Annotated in this window: 18 protein-coding genes, 1 rRNA gene and 2 other annotated features (1 of these 21 cut by a window edge); all 19 genes read right to left on the reverse strand. The window is 35.8% G+C overall.

Translation table 11 applies throughout. The annotated features are described in order from the left end of the window. Positions 1–137: a sequence feature (ribosomal protein L10 leader region), on the reverse strand (it extends 7 nt beyond the left edge of the window). Between the two features lie 42 nt (positions 138–179). The 19 genes from rplA to rrf all read right to left on the reverse strand — a co-directional run bounded on the left by rplA (position 180) and on the right by rrf (position 18334). Further along, positions 180–875: a 50S ribosomal protein L1 gene (gene rplA / locus DFR56_RS16585; protein ID WP_110396570.1), complete on the reverse strand. Its 696-nt coding sequence runs from the start codon at positions 873–875 to the stop codon at positions 180–182. A gap of 66 nt (positions 876–941) precedes the next feature. Then, the gene (rplK, locus tag DFR56_RS16590) at positions 942–1367 is read right to left on the reverse strand and encodes a 50S ribosomal protein L11 (RefSeq protein ID WP_146214311.1); all 426 of its coding nucleotides are present in this window, start codon (positions 1365–1367) and stop codon (positions 942–944) included. Positions 1368–1598: 231 nt separating this feature from the next. Next, complete coding sequence (gene nusG / locus DFR56_RS16595; protein WP_110396572.1) at positions 1599–2132, reverse strand: transcription termination/antitermination protein NusG; 534 nt, start codon at positions 2130–2132, stop codon at positions 1599–1601. A 285-nt stretch (positions 2133–2417) separates the two neighbouring features. After that, positions 2418–2606, reverse strand: coding sequence for a preprotein translocase subunit SecE (gene secE / locus DFR56_RS16600; RefSeq protein ID WP_207520994.1), 189 nt, complete (start codon positions 2604–2606; stop codon positions 2418–2420). Positions 2607–2627: 21 nt separating this feature from the next. Next, on the reverse strand, positions 2628–2777 hold the full coding sequence (gene rpmG, locus DFR56_RS16605; RefSeq protein WP_110396592.1) for a 50S ribosomal protein L33: 150 nt from the start codon (positions 2775–2777) through the stop codon (positions 2628–2630). A 119-nt stretch (positions 2778–2896) separates the two neighbouring features. After that, positions 2897–3550 carry an RNA polymerase sporulation sigma factor SigH gene (gene sigH, locus DFR56_RS16610; protein WP_110396573.1) on the reverse strand — a complete coding sequence of 218 codons (654 nt, stop codon included), beginning with the start codon at positions 3548–3550 and terminating at the stop codon, positions 2897–2899. Between the two features lie 124 nt (positions 3551–3674). Then, positions 3675–4184: an NYN domain-containing protein gene (locus tag DFR56_RS16615; RefSeq protein WP_110396574.1), complete on the reverse strand. Its 510-nt coding sequence runs from the start codon at positions 4182–4184 to the stop codon at positions 3675–3677. Positions 4185–4186: 2 nt separating this feature from the next. Further along, positions 4187–4930, reverse strand: coding sequence for a 23S rRNA (guanosine(2251)-2'-O)-methyltransferase RlmB (gene rlmB, locus DFR56_RS16620; protein ID WP_110396575.1), 744 nt, complete (start codon positions 4928–4930; stop codon positions 4187–4189). Positions 4931–4944: 14 nt separating this feature from the next. Next, positions 4945–5343: a Mini-ribonuclease 3 gene (locus DFR56_RS16625; protein ID WP_110396576.1), complete on the reverse strand. Its 399-nt coding sequence runs from the start codon at positions 5341–5343 to the stop codon at positions 4945–4947. Continuing rightward, the gene (gene cysS, locus DFR56_RS16630; protein WP_110396577.1) at positions 5343–6746 is read right to left on the reverse strand and encodes a cysteine--tRNA ligase; all 1404 of its coding nucleotides are present in this window, start codon (positions 6744–6746) and stop codon (positions 5343–5345) included. The genes DFR56_RS16625 and cysS overlap by 1 nt, the downstream gene beginning before the upstream one ends. Beyond that, entirely contained in the window at positions 6727–7389 is a 663-nt protein-coding gene (cysE, locus tag DFR56_RS16635; RefSeq protein WP_110396578.1) for a serine O-acetyltransferase, read from the reverse strand. Before cysE ends, cysS begins: the two co-directional genes overlap by 20 nt. 276 nt (positions 7390–7665) lie before the next feature. Then, positions 7666–7887, reverse strand: a binding site (T-box leader). A 59-nt stretch (positions 7888–7946) separates the two neighbouring features. After that, positions 7947–9416, reverse strand: a complete 1470-nt coding sequence (gene gltX, locus DFR56_RS16640; RefSeq protein ID WP_110396579.1) for a glutamate--tRNA ligase — start codon at positions 9414–9416, stop codon at positions 7947–7949. A gap of 378 nt (positions 9417–9794) precedes the next feature. Beyond that, positions 9795–10892: a PIN/TRAM domain-containing protein gene (locus DFR56_RS16645; protein WP_110396580.1), complete on the reverse strand. Its 1098-nt coding sequence runs from the start codon at positions 10890–10892 to the stop codon at positions 9795–9797. A gap of 214 nt (positions 10893–11106) precedes the next feature. Next, entirely contained in the window at positions 11107–12483 is a 1377-nt protein-coding gene (radA, locus tag DFR56_RS16650; protein ID WP_244916559.1) for a DNA repair protein RadA, read from the reverse strand. A 919-nt stretch (positions 12484–13402) separates the two neighbouring features. Next, positions 13403–15829 carry an ATP-dependent Clp protease ATP-binding subunit gene (locus DFR56_RS16655; RefSeq protein ID WP_110396582.1) on the reverse strand — a complete coding sequence of 809 codons (2427 nt, stop codon included), beginning with the start codon at positions 15827–15829 and terminating at the stop codon, positions 13403–13405. 15 nt (positions 15830–15844) lie between these two features. Beyond that, positions 15845–16906: a protein-arginine kinase McsB gene (mcsB, locus tag DFR56_RS16660; protein WP_110396583.1), complete on the reverse strand. Its 1062-nt coding sequence runs from the start codon at positions 16904–16906 to the stop codon at positions 15845–15847. Then, entirely contained in the window at positions 16903–17439 is a 537-nt protein-coding gene (gene mcsA / locus DFR56_RS16665; protein ID WP_110396584.1) for a protein-arginine kinase activator protein McsA, read from the reverse strand. The genes mcsB and mcsA overlap by 4 nt, the downstream gene beginning before the upstream one ends. Positions 17440–17453: 14 nt before the next feature. Beyond that, entirely contained in the window at positions 17454–17921 is a 468-nt protein-coding gene (locus DFR56_RS16670) for a CtsR family transcriptional regulator (protein WP_110396593.1), read from the reverse strand. 297 nt (positions 17922–18218) lie between these two features. Further along, positions 18219–18334: ribosomal RNA gene (gene rrf, locus DFR56_RS16675) — 5S ribosomal RNA — on the reverse strand. Positions 18335–18543: the final 209 nt, after the last annotated feature.

Raw genomic sequence — 18543 nt, forward strand, 5'->3', positions numbered from 1 at the left:
CATAAAAATTGCCTCCATTTTAGACATGGAGGCATTATTATTATGAATGTACAATGATCATAAAAGTAATAAAACACCTCGGTAGGAAATTAAGCATTACATGCACCTACTGTCTACGGTATAACTATGCAATTTTTAACGTTTATAATTATAGTATATCCACATCTTCTTGTCAACAATTAGCGAGTATAACTAGAAGAATCAATTCTAATTCCAGGCCCCATCGTAGACGTGACAGAAACGTTTCGTAAGTATGTTCCTTTAGATGATTGTGGTTTTACTTTAATAATCGTATCAATAATCGTATTAAAATTATCGATTAGTTTTTCATTATCAAATGAAATTTTCCCAATTGGAACATGTAGGTTAGAAGCTTTATCAACACGATACTCCACTTTACCAGCTTTGATTTCATTAACAGCTTTTTCAACTTCAAACGTTACTGTTCCTGTCTTCGGGTTCGGCATTAATCCTTTAGGCCCTAAAATACGACCAAGTTTACCTACCTCAGCCATCATATCAGGAGTAGCTACGATAACATCAAAATCAAACCAGCCTTCATTAATTTTATTAATGATCTCTTGGTCTCCGATAAAATCCGCTCCAGCTGCTTCAGCTTCTTTCGCTTTTTCACCTTTCGCAAACACAAGTACTCGTTGTGTTCTACCAGTCCCATGTGGTAAAACGACAGCTCCACGGATGTTTTCATCCGCTTTTTTCGGATCTACACCTAAACGGAAAGCAACTTCAACTGTTTCGTCAAATTTTGCTTTAGCCGTCTCTTTTAACAATGCAATTGCTTCTGCAATATCATATTGTTTCGTACGATCAACAAGCTTCGCAGCTTCTTGATACTTTTTACCTCTTTTTTTCAATTTATTTCCTCCTTCATTGTGGTATTAACGGTTATACCTCCCACGTATCAGGTCGAGCACTACCTATTAGTCTTCAATTGTAATTCCCATACTACGTGCTGTTCCTTCTACCATGCGCATTGCCGCTTCAACATCAGCAGCGTTTAAATCTTGCATTTTTGTTTCGGCGATTTCTTTTACTTTATCACGCTTTACCGTTGCAACTTTATTTTTATTTGGTTCTCCTGATGCTTTATCAATACCAGCAGCTTTTTTAAGTAATACAGCAGCTGGTGGAGTTTTCGTAATAAATGTAAATGAACGATCTTCAAACACCGTAATTTCAACTGGAATGATTAATCCAGCCTGGTCTTGTGTTTGAGCATTAAATTCTTTACAAAATCCCATAATGTTAATTCCCGCTTGTCCTAGAGCTGGACCAACAGGGGGTGCTGGGTTTGCTTTTCCAGCTGGAATTTGTAATTTTACAATATTAATTACTTTTTTAGCCACGAGACACACCTCCTCACTAGTCCGTGATGTGGTAAATGGGTCATTCTAAATAGAAATCCCCTCCCACTCATATTGGCATACCCTAAAATCAGGGTATACAGAACGCAAATAACGTGCATAGGACATCGTTATAAAAGCGTCTTTATTATATAAATTAAGAAGTAAATTCTTCTTAATTACCCAAGAAATATTAGCATACATAAGGAAAAAACGCAAGAAAAAAACATAGAATTATACCTTTTCAATTTGGGAAAAGTCTAACTCTACTGGTGTTTCCCTTCCAAACATATTTACATGAACCTTAATTTTTTGCTTATCAAGGTCAATATGTTCAATCGTTCCCATAAAGTTAGCAAATGGACCATCTGTCACTTTGACATTTTCTTTTAATTCGAAATCTACTTTTACCGTCGTTTCCGCTAGGCCAATTCTCTTTAATAACGCATCGACTTCATGTGGTAAAAGGGGTGTTGGTTTTGTTCCTTGGCCACTAGATCCTACAAACCCCGTTACACCAGGGGTGTTTCGTACGACATACCAAGAATCATCTGTCATAATCATCTCTGCAAGAACATATCCAGGGAAAAACTTTTTCATGGATACTTTCTTTTTTCCATCTTTTATTTCCGTTTCTTCTTCCTCTGGGACGATCACACGAAAAATCTTATCTTCCATCCCCATCGTTTCGACTCGTTTTTCCAAGTTCATTTTCACTTTATTTTCATAACCTGAATACGTATGGATCACATACCAATTCGTTTCCATCATAAACCTCCATTCATTTATTCTCTACAAAACTGATAAAGTAACTTTAGTTGAAACTCATTTTTTCAGCACATTCCAAATAAACAGCCCACCATTTTAAGCAATGAGTGATTAGAAAGCTTTGCTTATTGCCGAGCCTTTCATAGTGAGAGCCTTAGCTGCACATATACAGTAAAGAAATTTTATACTTTCTTCCTGATAAAAAAAGACAATATTAAAAAACCCGTCGTGTCGGGTTTTTAGTTAAAAAAAGATTATATAAATATATTATATCATAAATAGAAACTAATTATTCAAAAATGGTACATTATTTAATATTTGTGTAATCCCAATATCAATAACCGCAAAAAAAACAGCTACAAATGCGACAGTGACAACAACTGTAATTGTATAACTAACTAATTCCGATCCTCGTGGCCAAGTTACTTTTTTCATTTCCCGAGAAACATCTTTTAAAAATTTAAAAATATTCACCTTAATCCTCCAACTGAGCCCCTAAATCGTTTCTTTGTGTAAAACATGCTTTTTACAATGTTTACAATACTTCATAACAGTTAAACGTTCTGGACTCGTTAATTGATTTTTGTATGTTGAGTAATTACGATTTGAACAGTTTGTACATGCCAATGATATTTTTTTCTTCATTTCCTCACCGTAAACAAGTTCAATTTGCTCTTTACAATTTAGCATGCTTATGTAATTGTGTCAATTATAACTATCTTTTTTGCAGGTGGGATCATACTTTTTTAAAGTACCCTACTAGTTTAAGTATAGTTTAAGTCATTTTCTTCTATCAATTGTTCCACTTTGCGCTTTACTCTCTGTAAAGCATTATCAATTGACTTATCATGACGTTGTAAGGATACTGCAATTTCTTCATATGTTAAGCCTTGCACATATAAATTTAATACATTCCACTCTAATCTAGTGAGCGCTTTCATTAATTTAACTTGGATATACTGGTATTTTTCCCTGTCTACTAATACTTTGTGTGGATCAACAGCTTCATAGTTGTCGATCGTATCTAGTAACATTCTTTCTGACTCATCATCGTGAACTGGCTTATATATTGATACATATGAATTAAGTGGAGTATGCTTTAATCTAGTTGCGGATTTTATCGAAGTAATTATTTGTCTCGTAATACATAATTCAGCAAAAGATCTAAAAGATGACCGCTTATTTTCATCATAGTCACAGATTGCTTTATATAATCCTATTAACCCCTCCTGAACTACGTCATCACGGTCACTACCAATTAAAAAATAAGTACTTGCTTTTTTTCGCACGATGCCCTCATACTTATTAATTAAGTACTCTATCGCAACTTTGTTCCCTTGCTGTACATGAGATAATACCTCTTCATCAACTAAAGTGCCAAAAGGTAGCTTTCTTTCAAGTTGGTTAACACTGCTCACGCATAGCTCCCCCCTTATGAATTTTGTCAAAAATTACTATATTAAAGAGAGTATACAGTAAGACCTTTCAAAGAGTCAATACAAAAAATAACTTTTTTTACATTTAACGGATTGACTCACTATTTCATACATTGCCTCGCCGCCACTTTTCAAACTTCTCCAAAACACTACCTTTCATCGGGATTTTTATTTTCGGTTTTTCATTGCTACGTCGTTTTAATTGATCATTAATAGTTGATTCGATACTATTTATTTCAACTAGAAGTTCCCTAGCAGATATCCGAAGAGCACCTCTACTAAAAATAGTTCTTTGTTCTAAATAATCGGAAGTCGCAACATAAACTTGATTTTTTACATTTTTTAATGATTTGACAAGTCGTTCAATACATTCATCCGCTGTTTCATTTTCTTTTGTATAAATTACTTCCACATTACTTTCTGATTTTCTACTTTCTACTCCTCTTACATATAACGCATCAAAAACGACAATCACTCTATTACCAGTGAAAGCTTTATATTCAGCTAAAAGCTCTATTAAACGGTTTCTAGCTTGTCCCATATCTTTTAATTTAAGTCTGTTTAATTCTTCCCAAGCTCCGATCACATTGTATCCATCTACTACTAATACGTCCATCATCATTCACCTAGTGGATACCTTTTCCGATAAATTTCATACATTAATAGTCCTGTTGCTACAGATGCATTCAATGACGGAATAAAACCTTTCATTGGTAAATGAATTGTCCAGTCGCACTTATCCTTCACAAGTCGGCTAATTCCTTTCCCTTCATTGCCAATCACAAGGGCAATCGGTGTTTCACCGTCTAATGTACGGTAGTCTTTCGTACCTTTTTCATCTGTTCCAACAACCCAGATATTTTTTTCTTTCAACTTTTCAATCGTATCAACAATATTTGTAACGCGAGCAACAGGGATATGCTCCATTGCCCCGGCTGAGGCTTTCGCGACTGTTTCCGTCAGGCCAACAGCACGACGTTTCGGAATAATCACACCATGTACACCTGTTGCATCTCCCGTTCGTAAAATCGCTCCAAGATTATGCGGATCTTCTATTTCATCAAGTATAATAATAAAAGGTGTTTCCTCTTTTTGCTCGGCACGATTTAATATTTCTTGAACAGATGCATAGTGATAAGCCGATACGTAAGCAATAATCCCCTGATGTTTCCCTTTTGATAATTGGTCTAATCTTTGTTTTGGAACCTTTTGTAAAATAGTATTCGCCTTTTTCGTGGCTACTTGCAAATCCCGTTCTGCTTTTTTATTCAATTGATCAGAAATAATGACTTTATTGATAGATCGTCCTGTTTGTAATGCCTCTATTACAGGATTTTTTCCGATAATAATTTCTTCTTCCATTGTTTTCTCCTCTTTTAATTGTTCAATTCGTTTGTATCATTTATTGCTTCATTCATTAGCTCATGTAACCGTTCTTTATTGTCCATTAAATAATGATACCCCATTAAAGCCTCGAATGCTGTCGCATATCGGTAGGCTGAAATCGACACATTTTTTGGGATCGAATGCGATTTTGCATTTCGACCCCTTCTTACTACCGCTTCCTCTTCCGCTGTTAACCTTTTCTGATCAATCCATTCGTGAATAATGGTGGATTGTGAAGTACCTGAAACATATTTAACTGCTTCATTATGCAGTTGCTGAGGCTTTACTTGCCCTAACTGAATTAAGTGATTTCGAACAAATAATTCATATACAGCATCCCCAATATACGCAAGTGCTAAACTGTTTAACTGCCTTGGATCAACGTTCATTATTGTTCTCTTCTCCAGCGCACACCTTGGGCTGTATCTTCTAAAATAATGTTCTTTTCTTTTAGTACATCACGAATTTCATCAGCACGTTCAAAATTTCTTGCTTTTCTTGCATCATTTCGTTCAGCAATTAATGCGTCAATTTCTTCATCCAGTAATTCTTCTGCTTTTTCTAGTCTAATTCCGAGCACTTCTAACAAGGTTGATAGTTGCTTTTGGAAAGCTTCCATCACTTCTATTTCCGTTTGGTTTTCCTCTAAATACAAATTCGCTTCTTTCGTTATGTCGAATAATACGGTGATCGCATTTGCCGTATTAAAATCATCATCCATGGCTTTTTCAAAATCATGATGACTTTGCCTAATAATGGCTAACCACTTTTCCTTATTCGTTCCCAAGTTTGTACTCGTTTTTTTGCGATGCTCTAAATTAAAATAAGCTGTTTTAATTCGATCAAAACTATTTTTGGCACTTGATAATAGGTGGTCGGTAAAATTAATCGGATTACGGTAATGGACACTTAGCATAAAAAAGCGAATAACCATTGGGTCATATTGATCAATTAAATCTTTCGCTAAAATAAAGTTTCCAAGTGATTTCGACATTTTTTCATCATCGATATTCATATAACCATTATGCATCCAATAATTCGCAAATGGCTTTTCATTTAGTGCCTCCGACTGGGCAATCTCATTTTCATGATGTGGAAAGGTCAAATCCTGTCCTCCAGCATGAATATCAATCGTTTCACCTAGATATTTTTTTGCCATCGCTGAACATTCAATATGCCAGCCAGGTCGACCTTTCCCCCATGGTGAATCCCAAGCGATTTCCCCATCTTTCGCTTTTTTCCAAAGGGCAAAATCTAATGGGTCTTCTTTTTTTTCTCCAATCTTAATTCTCGCTCCAGCACGTAATTCATCGATCGATTGATCGGATAGCTTTCCATATTCTTCAAAATTACGCGGTTTAAAATATACGTCCCCATCAACTGCATAAGCATATCCTTTTTCAACAAGACCGGCAACAAATTCGATAATATCATCAATCGTTTCGGTCACCCTTGGATGATAGGTCGCTTCCTTGACCCCTAATGCTTTTACATCTTGTAAATAAGCATCAATAAAACGGTTCGTTAAGTCTTGCACACTTTCTCCTAATTTGTTTGCTGCATCGATTATTTTATCATCGACATCTGTAAAGTTTAGTACATAATCAACTATATACCCTTTATATTCAAAATATCGTCTAACCGTATCAAAGACAATTGCCGGTCGCGCATTTCCAATATGAATATAATTGTACACAGTTGGTCCGCATACATACATTTTTACTTCATTTTCTACAATTGGTTTAAATGATTCTTTTTCTTTTGTTAACGTATTATAAATTGTGATTGGCATGCTTTTTTCCTTCCTTTAATTTTGTCACTTCTTCATTTAAAGTTTCTATTTCGGCTTGCAGTTTATTTATTCGATCGGCAATAGGGTCCGGTAAAATATGATGATCTAGCTTTTGGCTTACCTTTTTTCCATTTTGTTTCACGATCCTGCCAGGAATTCCTACAACAGTTGAATTATCTGGCACGTCTTTTAATACGACAGAACCCCCACCGATTTTAGAATTTTCACCAACGGTAATAGAGCCTAAAACTTTTGCCCCAGTTGCGATTAACGCATTATCTTTTACGGTCGGATGCCGCTTTCCTTTTTCATGCCCCGTCCCCCCAAGGGTAACACCTTGATAAATCGTTACATTATCCCCTATTTCACATGTTTCTCCAATGACGACACCCATTCCATGGTCAATAAAAAAGCGTCTCCCAATGATTGCACCTGGATGAATTTCAATTCCTGTAAAGAAACGACTTATTTGTGAAATGGTACGGGCAAGAAAAAATAATTTCTTTTTATAAAAAGCGTGAGCTACGCGATGTGCCCAAATTGCGTGCAATCCTGAATAAGTTAAAAAAACTTCTATATATGTGCGGGCAGCAGGATCCTGTTCAAACACAACATCCATATCCTCTTTCATTCGCTTAAACAATGTAGTGATTCCTCCTCGTAAAAATAATAAAGAAGACTTCATTCAAGTTTGATTCTATTTCCTAAACCTTCGTCAAACTTACGCACAGGACGCTAATGGCAATGATTTTAGGTGGATGAAGTAAACGTATTCTAGTGACACGTTCTCGTCGGCATTTTAAAGCCCGAAATGTAATATCCATTTGGATTGTGTATGTGTAGTAACATTACTTCGATATTTATTTTGATTTCTCCAAGTGTGTAGAAACTAAAAAAGCATCTCTATGTAAGGTTATTACACAGAGACGCTTATGGCGCGGTTCCACTCTGTTTAGAGAACAAAACTAAATTCTCTCAACTTTTTTTAATAACGGTAAAATGCCGCCGCTATGTACTTATTTCCATAACGGAACTCCGAGGCGCATCTTCAGGAAGCATCCCTTAAAATCACTTTCAGCCAGTGGTGATTCTCTCTTCTATAAGGTAATAACTCCTTACTTTTCCTCATCAACATCGATTTATTTCATTTTTCCATACTTTATTCTTACTATATTATACTTTTTAAAAAATGTGAACTATTTAAGCTTCAATATCATTCAATACTTTATCTAATCGAGCAAGAACAACTTCTTTTCCTAGTAATTCAATCGCTTTCGGCAATTCAGGTCCATGCGTTTGCCCTGTCGTTGCCACACGAATTGGCATAAATAATTTCTTGCCACGATGTTTCGTTTCTTTTTGTGTCGCTTTTATTTGTTCTTTAATTTCGTCTTGGACAAAGTTGTCTAAATGAATTAATTTATCGGTAAATACTTGTAATACATCAACGACCTGTTCTTCGGCTAACACTTTTTGAGCCGCTTCATCGTAGCTAATTTCTTGTTTAAAAAACAGTTCGGTTAATTCGACAATTTCTGCACCATATCTTAATTGCTCTTTGTATAAAGTGATTATTTCTTTTACCCATGTTAATGTCGTCTCATCTGCATCTTTTGCAATTTTTCCAGCATCATATAAATGTGGTAATGCTAAATCAATTACTGTATCTACATCTGTTTTTTTAATATATTCACCGTTCATCCACTGTAATTTCTTCGCATCAAATATTGCAGCTGATGTGGAAAGTCGTGTAGGATCAAAAATTTCAATCAATGTCTTTTGATCAAAAATCTCCTCCTCGCCTCCTGGTGACCAACCGAGCAGTGTGATAAAGTTGAACATTGCTTCTGGTAAATACCCCATATTTTTATACTGTTCAATAAATTGCATGATATGCTGATCACGTTTACTCAATTTTTTCCGGTTTTCATTTAAAATAAGTGTCATGTGGCCAAATGTTGGTGCCTTCCATCCGAATGCATCATAAATCATCATTTGTCTCGGTGTATTTGAAATATGTTCCTCACCACGTAACACATGGGTAATCTCCATTAAATGGTCATCGATCGCCACAGCAAAATTGTACGTCGGAATCCCGTCTTTTTTTACGATGACCCAGTCACCATAGTCACTAGATTCAATCGAAATATTCCCACGCACGATATCATGAAATGTATATGTTTTATTTTGCGGAACACGAATTCGAATGCTCGGTTTTCGACCTTCTTTTCGAAAAGCTTCTATTTGGTCAGTCGTTAACTTACTATGTACACCAGAATATTTAGGTACTTGTCCTTTGGCACGTTGTTCTTCTCGCTCTTGTTCTAATTCTTCCGCTGTCATATAGCATTCGTAAGCTAAATCTCTTTCAAGTAATTCATCAATATATTTTTGATAAATATCTAAACGCTCCATTTGACGGTATGGTCCATATTCTCCGCCAATATCGGCCCCTTCATCCCAGTTAATTCCGAGCCATTTTAAATAGGTTAACTGACTCTCTTCGCCACCTTCCACATTTCGCTTCGTGTCAGTATCTTCTGTTCGAATAATAAATTTACCATTAAAATGTTTTGCATATAAGTAGTTAAATAAAGCTGTTCGAGCATTACCAATATGTAAATCACCTGTTGGACTTGGTGCATATCGAACACGAATGTCTTTCGTCATCATTGTTCCCCTCTCTTAAAAAGCGTCTTTCATCCTCTAATAGTATAACAAAAAGTGATAACATATGCAGTTATCACTTTTGTGTTCATTGTAATTTTAAATCCTTTTCGTATAGATTATTGTCACCTAGTCCGCAGTACGAATACACTCCGCTTTCCGGAAGAAAAGGCGAGAGCCCACAACGAGATATTTAAGGAGACACTGTAGAAGCAAGTGAAACGTAGCTAGAACAGATGTCGCTCTTATACCTGTGGTGAAAGAAGAGTACATTCCATTTGCGATGGTTAAGAAGAAAATATTTCCATCCTAAACGAAATGCCTAAAGCTTTTTCATATAATCATAACAATCATTTACTAAGATGTCTATTTCCCCAAATTCTATAATGCCTTTTCAAGTAATTTAGGCTTGGCGAAAATCATTCGACCAGCGGATGTTTGCAAGACACTTGTAATAAGCACTTCTATTGTCTTACCGATATAATCTCGTCCGTCTTCCACAACGATCATCGTTCCATCATCTAGATAGGCGATACCTTGTCTTTGTTCTTTTCCATCTTTAATCACTTGAACGACGAGTTCCTCGCCCGGTAAAACGACTGGTTTAACTGCATTTGCCAAATCGTTAATATTTAAAACAGCAACACCTTGGAAATCACATACTTTATTTAAATTAAAATCATTCGTTACGACAATTCCATTGATAAGTTTTGCAAGTTTCACTAGTTTACTATCTACTTCTTGAATATCCTCAAAATCCCCTTCATATATTTCCACTTCAATTTCTAATTCCTTTTGAATTCGGTTTAAAATATCAAGACCGCGACGACCTCGATTTCGTTTTAGAACGTCTGATGAATCAGCAATATGCTGAAGTTCTTCTAAAATAAATTGGGGGATGACAATTGTTCCTTCTAAAAAGTTCGTCTGACAAATGTCAGCAATACGCCCATCTATGATGACACTCGTATCTAATATCTTTGGCTTCAGTTCATATTTTTCTTCACTTTCTGTTTCTGAGGCTTGTTTTCTCCCTCTCTCTTTTCGAGAAATGGTTAATATATTCATAAACTCTTCTCTTCTGCGAAAACCTACTTGAAATCCTAAATACCCGATTACAATCGTTAAAAATAACGGTACAATTTCTGAAACGATTTTTAAACTAATATCTTGTAAAGGGATATTGATAAGATAAGCAACAAATAGTCCTAAAATAAGTCCAATGGAACCGAAAAATAAATCAACAACTGGTATTTTTATTAACCCTTCTTCTATCCACTTTAAAAAGCCTACAATATAATCAGCTAATAAGTAAGATAATAAAAAAGATATGATTGCGCCTAAGACTGAGCCGAAATATGATGATAAAATCCAATTAATTTCTGTTATATTTAAAAAGCGAATAATGTCCGGAATATATAAAAATCCTAATGTCCCTCCAGTTATTATGAAAAATATATGCACTATTTTTTTCAACATATAGAGCACCTCCTTGACCTTTATTATTACCCTTTCTAAAGAAATCTAATCATCTAGATAGCAATATTATGAATATATACAAATAAATCATAGCATAGCACTAATAACGAGTCAATTTAACAAAACAATAAATTTTATCACACTCATTTTTGTTTGTCAATAATTTGACGAAAGAGCGAGAGTATTGTTTTGTTTTGTTGTTTTTTGTGGAAGTTTATTTTTGTAATAACCCAGAACGTAGGGCATCATGAACCGTTTTAACACCGACAACTTCAATATTTTTAGGATACGTCCAACCATCCAAATTATTTTCAGAGCAAATAACTCTTTTAAAACCTAATTTCGCTGCTTCTTGAACACGCTGTTCAATTCGTGACACACGTCTTATTTCTCCTGTTAATCCAACCTCCCCTATGAAAATATCTTCCGGATTTGTCGGTTGATCGCGAAAGCTAGATGCAATACTTATAGCAATCGCAAGGTCGATAGCAGGTTCATCTAATTTTACTCCACCGGCAACTTTGATATAAGCGTCTTGATTTTGCAACATTAATCCGACCCGTTTTTCTAGTACAGCCATTAAAAGTGGCACCCTGTTCGAATCAATTCCAGTAGCCATTCGTCTTGGATTACCAAAGCTCGATGGAGAAATTAATGCTTGGATTTCAACCAAAACTGGTCTCGTACCTTCCATGGAAGCAACGACAGTAGAACCTGAAGCACCACGAGAACGTTCTTCTAAAAATATTTCCGATGGGTTTAATACTTCTTGTAAACCTAATTCCTTCATTTCAAAAATGCCCATTTCATTTGTACTCCCGAATCGATTTTTTACACTTCTAAGGATCCGGTATGTATGATGTCTTTCTCCTTCAAAATAAAGGACAACATCTACCATATGTTCTAACATACGTGGGCCGGCAATTGCCCCTTCTTTCGTAACATGGCCAACGATAAAAATCGGAATACCATTTGTTTTTGCTACTTTCATTAATTCCATCGTACATTCTCTCACTTGAGAAACGCTTCCAGGGGCACTTGTAACTTCTTCTTTAAAAATCGTTTGAATCGAATCAATCACAACTAAAGATGGCTTAACTTCTTCGATATGATGGGTAATCGTAAATAAATTTGTTTCTGCTAAAATATATAATTCATCGGCTTCAATACCTAAACGATCAGCACGCAATTTTGTTTGTTGCATCGATTCCTCTCCAGAAATGTATAAGACAGAGAGGTTTTTTTCAGCAATTTGCGCGGATGTTTGCAATAATAAGGTTGATTTACCGATTCCAGGATCACCACCAATTAGTACAAGCGAGCCAGGGACAATCCCTCCACCGAGTACGCGATTAAACTCTTTCATATCCGTCATCATTCGTGATTCTTTTTCAGATACGATTTGCTTAATCTTGGTCGGTTTACTCATTTGATTGGACGTTCTTGCTCCGAGTCCACTAACGGTTTTTGGCTGTTTTACCTCTTCGACAAATGTGTTCCAATTATTACAGTTTGTACATTTCCCCATCCAGCGTAACGATTCATATCCACATTCTTGACAGATATACGTTGTTTTTCTCTTTTTTGCCAATCGTTTCATTTCCTTTCTCTGTATGTTGCTGCAATGATACGTTGTTAAAAGAAGCTAGCGAAAGTCATTCACTAGCTTCTTTTATATAAGTAACTAAACTTTCGCACCAATAAAATGAGTTCAAGCAGTCGCTTGGTTAAGCTTTGGAAGACTTCTAATTATATCCTTGTTCTTGATATAATAAGCCGTTTTCAAAAGATTGGGACTGCGAATACTTCTCCAACCAAATAGATTTGTTGTTTGTTACACATAAGATATAAAATGCGCAGTAACTTTAAAATAGTGAAGATACCATCGCTGCGGAAATGCACTCCGCTTTCCGCGGGCGGCTGATGAGCCCCCCCACTCGCTTTGCCCGTTGTTGGGTCTCATCTAGGCCTGTCCTCCCACAGGAGTCTCCGTGCATTTCCTTCACTATGGTGAGGTTAAATCATTACGGTAATATTTGAAATAAATATCATTTACATTAACGCATAGTTGATTGTAGCGTAGGACAGTCGACTCCTGGGACTGCACTTCCGTTCGTCCCACCGTATAGATTTGCGGGAAAAGCAAATGTTCTTCGATGGGACGAGTAAGCGCAGTCCCAGTCCCACGTGTCTGAAGACCCCACAGTGGTGGTTTGAGGCTGAAGCCGTGCCCGCGGAAAGCGACTGTCCGAAGCGCAAATCAACGTTGCTATGACCAGGTTTGTAGATGAAAATCAAACTAAGTTACTGCACAGTTTATTTTAAATGCGTGATAATAGAAATAGCATCAAACTTAACAAAAAGAGCAATGGGGTCTAGATGTAAACAGACTGCTTAGAGCAAACAGTTAATCCAAAAAACAACTTGAGCAATGTATCTTCATCCCACTTAATTCTACGAAGGCTTCTTTGTCAATTTCACTCTACGAAAGTTAAGTAAGTAACTATTATTTAAGGTAAAACAATAAAATCACCTTTACTATTTAAACCAATTTTTACTTTTTGGCCTTTATGAATTGTCCCTTTTAATAATTCTTCAGACAATAAATCTTCAATATTTCGTTGGATGGAACGACGTAATGGTCTTGCACCATATTCAGGATCAAAACCATCTTCTGCAATTTTCTCAATCGCACGATCTGTGATGGTAAAGTTAATTTCTTGTTCATGTACACGTTTTTGCACTTGATCAATCATTAACTTTACAATGTCTTTCATATGTTTCTTCTCAAGTGAATGGAACACAATCGTCTCATCAATCCGGTTTAAAAATTCTGGACGGAAAGTCTTTTTCATTTCATCCATTACTTTCGATTTCATTTCACTATGTTCCTTATTTTCTTCACCTAAATTAAATCCAACAAAACGATTGCGCTGTAATTCACTTGCGCCAACATTTGATGTCATAATGAGCACAGTGTTTCTAAAATCAACTAGACGACCCTTTGAGTCAGTAAGCCTTCCATCTTCTAGTACTTGAAGTAAAATATTAAATACTTCTGGGTGGGCTTTTTCTACTTCATCTAGTAAAACGACTGAATACGGTTTACGGCGAACTTTTTCTGTTAATTGCCCACCTTCTTCATATCCTACATATCCTGGAGGTGAGCCGACTAATCGGGATGTTGAATGTTTCTCCATATATTCCGACATATCGATACGGATCATAGCATCTTCATCGGCGAACATTACTTCAGCAAGTGCACGAGCAAGTTCTGTTTTCCCCACCCCTGTTGGGCCTAAGAAAATAAATGAACCAATCGGTCTTTTCGGATCTTTAAGCCCTGCACGTGCACGACGAATCGCTTTTGATACAGCATTTACTGCTTCGCCTTGGCCAATAATGCGGTTATGGAGAACTTCTTCCATATTTAATAAACGATCACTTTCATCTTTTGTTAATTTTACCACAGGAACACCAGTCCAAGCTGATACGACTGTCGCTATATCTTCTTCTGTTACTTCTAAATTTTCCTGACCCTGTTTTTCTTTCCACTTGTTTTTTGTCATTTCTACTTCTTCGCGTAATCTCTGTTCTTTATCACGGAATGAGGCTGCTTTTTCAAACTCTTGACTTAAAACAGCTGAGTCTTTTTCCTTACGAACCTCTTCTAATTCTATCTCAAGCTCTTTTAAATTCGGTGGAATTGTATACGAACGTAAACGTACACGAGAACCAGCTTCATCAATTAAATCAATCGCCTTATCTGGGAGGAAGCGGTCTGTTATATAACGGTTTGATAATTCTGCTGCAGCTAAAATCGCTTCATCCGTAATTGTTACGCGGTGATGTGCTTCATAACGGTCGCGTAACCCTTCTAAAATTTGTACTGTTTCTTCAATAGTCGGCTCATCGACTTGAATCGGTTGAAATCTTCTCTCTAAGGCGGCATCTTTTTCAATATATTTACGATATTCATCTAAAGTTGTTGCACCGACACACTGTAATTCCCCACGGGACAAGGAAGGTTTTAATATATTTGATGCATCAATTGCGCCCTCTGCCCCTCCAGCTCCAATTAATGTGTGTAATTCGTCGATAAATAATATAACATTCCCAGCATTTCGAATTTCATCCATTACTTTTTTTAGACGATCTTCAAATTCTCCACGATATTTTGTTCCCGCTACAACCGTTCCCATATCTAATGTCATTACCCGTTTATCACGTAATGTCTCAGGCACTTCATTGTTTACAATTTGATGGGCAAGTCCTTCAACGACAGCTGTTTTCCCTACCCCAGGCTCCCCGATCAAAACGGGGTTATTTTTCGTTCTCCGGCTTAAAATTTGAATAATTCGTTCAATCTCTTCATCACGACCGATTACAGGGTCTACCTTGCCTTCTTTCGCACTAGCGGTTAAATCCCTAGCTAAAGAATCAAGGGTAGGTGTGTTTACATTTGTTGCTTGCCCTCTTCCTTGCTGTGATGATTGTGATTCATTACTACCTAATAATTGCAATACTTGTTGCCTCGCCTTATTCAAACTAACGTCCAGATTATGTAATACTCTAGCCGCCACACCTTCTCCTTCACGAATAAGTCCAAGTAAAATATGCTCTGTACCTACATATGGATGGCCGAGCTTTCTTGCCTCATCTTGAGATAATTCTACTACTTTTTTAGCTCGGGGAGTGTAGTGAATCGACTTCATTGGCTGATTTCCTTTACCAATTAAACTCTCTACCTCCGCTTGAATTTTTTTCACTTCAAGACCTAACTCTTTTAAAGCTTTAGCAGCAATGCCGTCTCCTTCACGAATAAGTCCTAATAAGATATGTTCTGTACCAATATTATTATGTCCAAGTCTAATCGCTTCTTCTTGTGATAATGCTAAAACCTTTTGAGCTCTTTCCGTAAACCTACCAAACATCATAACCTATCCCTCCTACTATTGTTCCAGCGTTAATCTTTCACGAATTAATGTTGCACGTAAAATATCTCTTTCACTCGCCGTTAAAATTTTATTTGCATAATGTTGTAAAAATCCCGGTTGTGTTAAAACCATCAGTTCATTTAAAATACGATGAGATATATTTTCAATTATCCCTAAATCAATTCCTAACCTAACATTCGAAATTCTCGTTGCAGCTTCACTGGATTCCATAATTCTACTATGTTGTAAAATACCAAAAGAACGAAAAATTTGGTTCTCCAGTCTGATACTAGAATGCTGTACTAATCTTTCTCTTGCATCCCGTTCTTGTTCAACAAGTTTTACAACGATACTTTGTAAATCTTGAACAATATCTTCTTCTGATTTACCTAACGTCATTTGATTTGAAATTTGAAAAATATTTCCTAAAGCCTCGCTACCTTCACCATAAATCCCTCTAACTACAAAACCTAATTGATTTATTGCTGGGATCATTCTATTAATTCTTTTTGTTAGAACAAGTGCTGGTAAATGGATCATAACAGAAGCCCGCATTCCCGTACCAACATTCGTTGGACAACTAGTTAAATAACCTTTCTCTTCATCAAAGGCATAATCAATATTTTCTTCCAACCAATCATCAAATAAAAACGCTTCTTTTAATGCTGTCGTTAACTGAAATCCTGGAAAATATAATTGGACACGGATATGATCTTCTTCGTTAATCATTACAGACACTTGTTCATTTTTTGATACAAGTGCAGCGGCTGAACGAGCTTTCGTTAAATAAGGACTAATTAAATGCTTTTCAACTAAAACTCTTTTTTCGATATGAGATAAATGATGAATGTCAATTAACTCTAAATCTTCATATTGCCTAAAAGATGCATGCTCATAATTTTGCTTAAAAAAATGGTTGATTTTCATTAAATCTTTTTCATCTGCTATAATTGGAAAAATTTCATCTTGGAAGTTTCTTGCAAGTCTTATACGTGTACTTAACACAATATCATTTTCCGGACCAGTTTCACGCATCCAAGGGCTTATTGCATCATTCATAAATTGCTCTAAACTCATGAACGACCATCCTCTTTCTTATGTTCTAATTTTCTAATTTTATCTCTTACGATTGCCGCTTGTTCAAATTCCTCTTGTTCAATAAGTTGCTGTAACTCTATACGATATAATTCAAGTTCTTTTTTCGTATGTAGTTTGCCACCTTTACGTTTTGGAATTTTCCCATGATGTTTCGTATTTCCGCTATGAACTCGACGAAAAATGGAGTCTAATTTAACCTTAAATGCATCATAACAATTGGCACAGCCAAATTTCCCAATTCGCTGAAAGTCATTAAAAGTCATTTTGCATTTAGAACATTCTAGTTCTTCTATTTGTGCAAATAAATCATCGTTTTGTAATTCAATTTGGGATGAACTAAAGTTAAATAAGCCAGTTAATAAATCATGAAGGGAATATGATTCTTCTGAATTATTCATATACCCTTTCTTTTTTGCACATAACTCACAAACTTGAATTTCTGTTTTTTGCCCATTAATAATTTGTGTGAAATGAAGGGTAGCTGGACGCTTTTTACACTCATTGCATTCCATCACTTATTTCCCCCTTACTCATTTATATATTTAAGTGTAGTTAAAATTGCAGTTAAAATCCGTGCTCTCAGCTCATCGCGTGCTGGAAGTGCTACTGCTAATGTTTCTCTTTCAACTGCACTTAATAATAATTTTTCTTCCCGCCGCGTAATAACTTTTTTTTCTCTCAGTCTTCCAAGCACATCTATTGCACCTTGTTGTGAAACTTTAGGATTAATCATATTTATAATATCATCAATTAATTCAAATTCGTTTTGATGTTCAATTCGAAATATACGAATATACCCACCGCCACCTCGTTTGCTTTCAATGATATAACCTTTTTCAATCGTAAAACGAGTATTGATAACATAATTAATTTGGGAAGGAACACATTGGAACTGATCAGCAATTTCGCTTCGTTTTATTTCAATCATCTTTTTTTCATTTGCGTGAAGAATTTGTTTTAAATATTGTTCGATAATATCTGAAATGCTCATAATACTCACTCCTTCCTTAAGTATTATCTTTAGTTATAACATATCTATTGTAGATCGTATCACTTTGACTTTGACCATATTTGACTATAATTATATTATACGACAGTTTAAGATAGATGAAAAGTATTTCTTTACTATCTTTGACAATAACCTTTCATCTAAAACATCTTTCAGTTGAAGAAATATTTTTGTTTACATTGAATTTTCAGCAGTATGGTAATTTTTCGTTTGCTACTACAAAAGAAGTTAATATAAAAATAACAGTCTATCTACAATGATGTAAATAGACTGTTATTGTTTGCCTGGCGGCTTCCTACTCTTGCGGAGGCAAAGCCTCGACTACCATCGGCGCTGGAGAGCTTAACTGCTGTGTTCGAGATGGGAACAGGTGTGACCTCTCCGCTATAACTACCAGACCATTATGATGTAAGGTTATGATGCTTATGTAAGCGAACCTTTAATTTTTAGGGACAAGATATATTATATGCATTAATATAAAAAAATGCAAGTATTATCTTAATTACACCCTGAAAACTAAATAAGAACTGCTATAATCAACGTTCAATATAAAGCTTAGTTAAGTCCTCGATCTATTAGTATTCGTCAGCTTCACGTATCACTACGC

The organism is Pseudogracilibacillus auburnensis, assembly GCF_003201975.1.
GTDB lineage: Bacteria > Bacillota > Bacilli > Bacillales > Amphibacillaceae > Pseudogracilibacillus > Pseudogracilibacillus auburnensis.

What these genes read in the sequence shown, in the direction of transcription:
- nusG (WP_110396572.1), bottom strand. Translation starts at nt 2,132, where the DNA reads ATGGAAACGAATTGGTATGTGATCCATACGTATTCAGGTTATGAAAAT.
- rpmG (WP_110396592.1), bottom strand. Translation starts at nt 2,777, where the DNA reads ATGAAGAAAAAAATATCATTGGCATGTACAAACTGTTCAAATCGTAAT.
- DFR56_RS16615 (WP_110396574.1), bottom strand. Translation starts at nt 4,184, where the DNA reads ATGGACGTATTAGTAGTAGATGGATACAATGTGATCGGAGCTTGGGAA.
- rlmB (WP_110396575.1), bottom strand. Translation starts at nt 4,930, where the DNA reads ATGGAAGAAGAAATTATTATCGGAAAAAATCCTGTAATAGAGGCATTA.
- DFR56_RS16625 (WP_110396576.1), bottom strand. Translation starts at nt 5,343, where the DNA reads ATGAACGTTGATCCAAGGCAGTTAAACAGTTTAGCACTTGCGTATATT.
- cysS (WP_110396577.1), bottom strand. Translation starts at nt 6,746, where the DNA reads ATGCCAATCACAATTTATAATACGTTAACAAAAGAAAAAGAATCATTT.
- gltX (WP_110396579.1), bottom strand. Translation starts at nt 9,416, where the DNA reads ATGACGAAAGACATTCGTGTTCGATATGCACCAAGTCCAACAGGTGAT.
- DFR56_RS16645 (WP_110396580.1), bottom strand. Translation starts at nt 10,892, where the DNA reads ATGTTGAAAAAAATAGTGCATATATTTTTCATAATAACTGGAGGGACA.
- DFR56_RS16655 (WP_110396582.1), bottom strand. Translation starts at nt 15,829, where the DNA reads ATGATGTTTGGTAGGTTTACGGAAAGAGCTCAAAAGGTTTTAGCATTA.
- mcsB (WP_110396583.1), bottom strand. Translation starts at nt 16,906, where the DNA reads ATGAGTTTAGAGCAATTTATGAATGATGCAATAAGCCCTTGGATGCGT.
- mcsA (WP_110396584.1), bottom strand. Translation starts at nt 17,439, where the DNA reads ATGGAATGCAATGAGTGTAAAAAGCGTCCAGCTACCCTTCATTTCACA.